We start from the raw sequence: 2,940 nt of genomic DNA on the forward strand, positions 1-2,940 counted from the left end.
AGCGGCAGCGGGCCTGGATGGAGGTCTTCTCGTCCGCGCTGATGACGTACTCGTCGTCGCCGAGCGGGACGCCCTGCCAGGTGCGGGCGTACAGGTCCAGCACCCGCTCGGCCTTGGGCCGGAAGGCGGGGTCGGTGATGAAGATCCAGGAGCGGTGCTGCCAGGGCTTGAGCGCGTCGTCGGCCAGCCAGCGGCGCACGGTGGAGGCGGAGACCGAGCCGGCGATCGCCCGGGCGACGACCTCGCGGGCCAGTTCCGGGCATGACCAGCGCGCGAGTGGCACACCGCTCTCGGCGGGCAATTGGCAGGCCAGGGCCTTGGCCTGGGCTACCTGCAGCGCGGTGAACACCGGCGGCCGCCCCGACCGCTCGCGGTCGCTCAGACCGGCCAGGCCCTGCTCGGCGAACCGGCCGCGCCAGCACCGGACCGTGTCCAGATGCAGGCCACTGTCGCGGGCGATGCGCGCGTTGGAACGTCCCCGGGCGGCGTGCAGCACCACTTGCGCGCGCATCCGCAGCCGGTACTCGGTCTTGTGGCCGTAGGCCATCAGCTTCAGCCGCTTGCGCTCGGCGGCGCGTAGAACTATCGGGCGAGCGACGGCAACAGGCAAGGCAGGCAGGCCGATCGGGAGAAGTGGATCATCATTGGCAGGCCGAAGCCTGCCGCATCCGGTGACCAGCCACTCGGGCAGGATGGGTGCCATGCCCACGCCCTCGGAACACACCCGGCTCTCGCTGGAGGCGCGCCTCGGCGAGCGCGCCCGCACCGCCTGGCCGCAGCTGGAGCAGTTGCACGTCCGCCACCGCGGAGCCTTCGCCTACGTGGAGGCGGAACTGGCCGACGGCGAGCGGGTCAAGCTGATGCGGCTGCGCTACACCGGCGCGGTCGGCAGGTGGGGCTTCGCCCTCTACTACGCCAGCAGCGACCGGTACGAGGACTCCCTACTGCCCACCGGCAGCCCCACGGGCACCCCCGCAGACGCGCTCGACTGCGCCTGCCGACTCCACCTCGCCGCACCCGACATCTGACCAGACACCGACCACAGCACCGCCTCCGTCGTCAACCCCCGAAAGATTTCCGGAGCGGACCACTTAGAAGAAGCAAGGCACGAGGGGCATGGACACCGACGAATCACCGCTACAGCCTACTGACCGGCATCCCACAGGAGGAAGTGATCACATCGGACCGGACCGAGATCCGGACTGTATGTCCGGAATCAGGCAGCTATGGATGCGGCTCAGTGATCTCAGGGAATGTCACCCGGTCCGTCCAGATCCCGCAGGAGGGCCCACAGACCTACCCGTGACTGCCCTGAGAGCAGCCCGGCGGACGAAGCAGGCTCACAGCCTGATCGACACCACCTGACCTCCGCTGGCTCGGAGCGGCAGAAGCCGGTCACATCCTGGTACTCCTGTGGGGCCTCGGTACTCCGCCAAGTGCGATACGTGCCGACGCTTTCCCGGAGGTCCGTATCCGTCAGCGCGCGTTCTGCGCGGCCCTCTGTTCAGCGCTCCTCACTCATGCCATACGCCCGCCAGCCAAGTTTCGGGGCGCCGATCAGGCGTAGTCGCTCACGGTCGGGGCCATGCGAAGTTCCCGTTCCCTGCCTCGACGCTCGGAATAGCCATGGGCCGGTTTCCATTGCTTCTCCTGTAGTGATCGCGGGAGGGGGACGCTGGTGACCGACCTGAAGCTGTTCCGGCTGGATGCCGATGGCCAGGACGTCGAGCTGCGGGGCTCCACTGTGGCGCTGGAGGTAGAGCTGCAGCGGCGGGTCGAGGCAGGCATGGAGGCCATGCTCGGCATCCGCTTCCTGGCGTCGGAGTACCCGACGGGGCCTTGGCACCGGGGCCGGATCGACTCGCTCGGCCTGGACGAGAACGGCACGCCTGCGCTGATCGAGTACAAGAAGGGCGCCGACAGCGGCGTCTTGTCGCAGGCTGTCTCCTACCTGTCGTGGTTGGACTCCGCACGTCACGAGTTCGAGGCACTGGTCAAGGAGAAGCTGGGCTCCGAGGTCGCCGAGTCGATCGACTGGCGGAACCCTCGGATGGTCTGCATCGCCGCCGGCTTCTCACACCACGACCGAGTCGCGGTGCACCGTCTGCGCGAGCGGATCGACCTGGTGCGCTACCGCGTCTTCGAGGGTGGGCTGCTGAGCCTGCTGCTGATCGAGTCCACGCCCGGATCTACGAGACCGATCTCGCATCGGCGCCAGAGCCGCGAGCGGGAGGTCACGGCTGGTGCCGTCGGCGAGGACGGGAAAACGTCCGCTCAGGCGACCGCTACCGCGGGTGCGATTCCTGGTTGCCTGCAGGACCTGTACGCCGAGTTGGACGAGGCCCTCACCGTTTGGGGCGAGGTGGAGGTGGCTCAGCTTCGGCACTACATCGCCTACCGTCGGTTGGTGAATGTCGCCTCCGTTATCTTCCGCCCGAAGCACGAGGCGATCCTGGTCTACCTCAGAGTCGACCCGGACGCGGTCGAGCTGGAGGAGGGCTTCTCCCGCGACATGCGCGGTATCGGCCACCTCGGGACGGGTGACCTGGAGGTGCGGATCGCCTCGGCGGCCGACCTGGAGAAGGCGGGACCGCTGATCCGGAGGGCGTTCGAGGCGGCCTGACGCAAGAGGAAGGGCGGCTGGTGCATCGGTTTCTCGATGCACCAGCCGCCCTTTGTCGTCTGCAGTCCGTCGGCCCCGGCCTGGTCGCTCTCACGCTCATGCCTCCGGTCCTGCCAGGACGAAGTCGTCCTGGGTGAGCTCCGCTCGGAGCCTGGCCTCAGCGACGTCGGCGTAGTGCGAGGACAGCTCGGCTCCGACAAACCGCCGGCCCTCGCGCAGGGCGGCGACGCCCGTGGAGCCGCTGCCCGTGAAAGGGTCGAGCACGGTGCCGCCTTCGGGGCAGATCTGCACGAGCTGCTGCATGATCTCGACCGGCT

General features: G+C 68.6%; 4 protein-coding genes. 2 read left to right on the forward strand and 2 right to left on the reverse strand.

The window, feature by feature from the left end; translation table 11 throughout:
* Positions 1 to 703: helix-turn-helix domain-containing protein (locus RB628_RS40115; protein WP_318325583.1), on the reverse strand; the 703-nt coding region annotated here is incomplete at its 3' end.
* Here RB628_RS40115 and RB628_RS40120 point away from each other — a divergent pair.
* Both RB628_RS40120 and RB628_RS40125 read left to right on the forward strand, forming a co-directional pair.
* A complete protein-coding gene (locus RB628_RS40120) occupies positions 702 to 1,028 on the forward strand; it encodes a hypothetical protein (RefSeq protein WP_318325584.1) in 327 nt (108 codons plus the stop codon). The two genes, RB628_RS40115 and RB628_RS40120, sit on opposite strands and share 2 nt — an antisense overlap.
* A gap of 650 nt (positions 1,029 to 1,678) precedes the next feature.
* Positions 1,679 to 2,623 (forward strand): DUF5655 domain-containing protein, encoded by a 945-nt coding sequence (locus RB628_RS40125; protein ID WP_318325585.1) that lies wholly within the window; start codon positions 1,679 to 1,681, stop codon positions 2,621 to 2,623.
* A 96-nt stretch (positions 2,624 to 2,719) separates the two neighbouring features.
* Here the strand turns inward: RB628_RS40125 and RB628_RS40130 are convergent.
* The coding region (locus tag RB628_RS40130; protein ID WP_318325586.1) for a DNA methyltransferase at positions 2,720 to 2,940 on the reverse strand (221 nt) is incomplete at its 5' end.

Origin of the sequence: Streptomyces sp. ADMS (genome assembly GCF_033441795.1) — a bacterium.
In the GTDB taxonomy this organism is placed as follows: Bacteria; Actinomycetota; Actinomycetes; order Streptomycetales; family Streptomycetaceae; genus Streptomyces.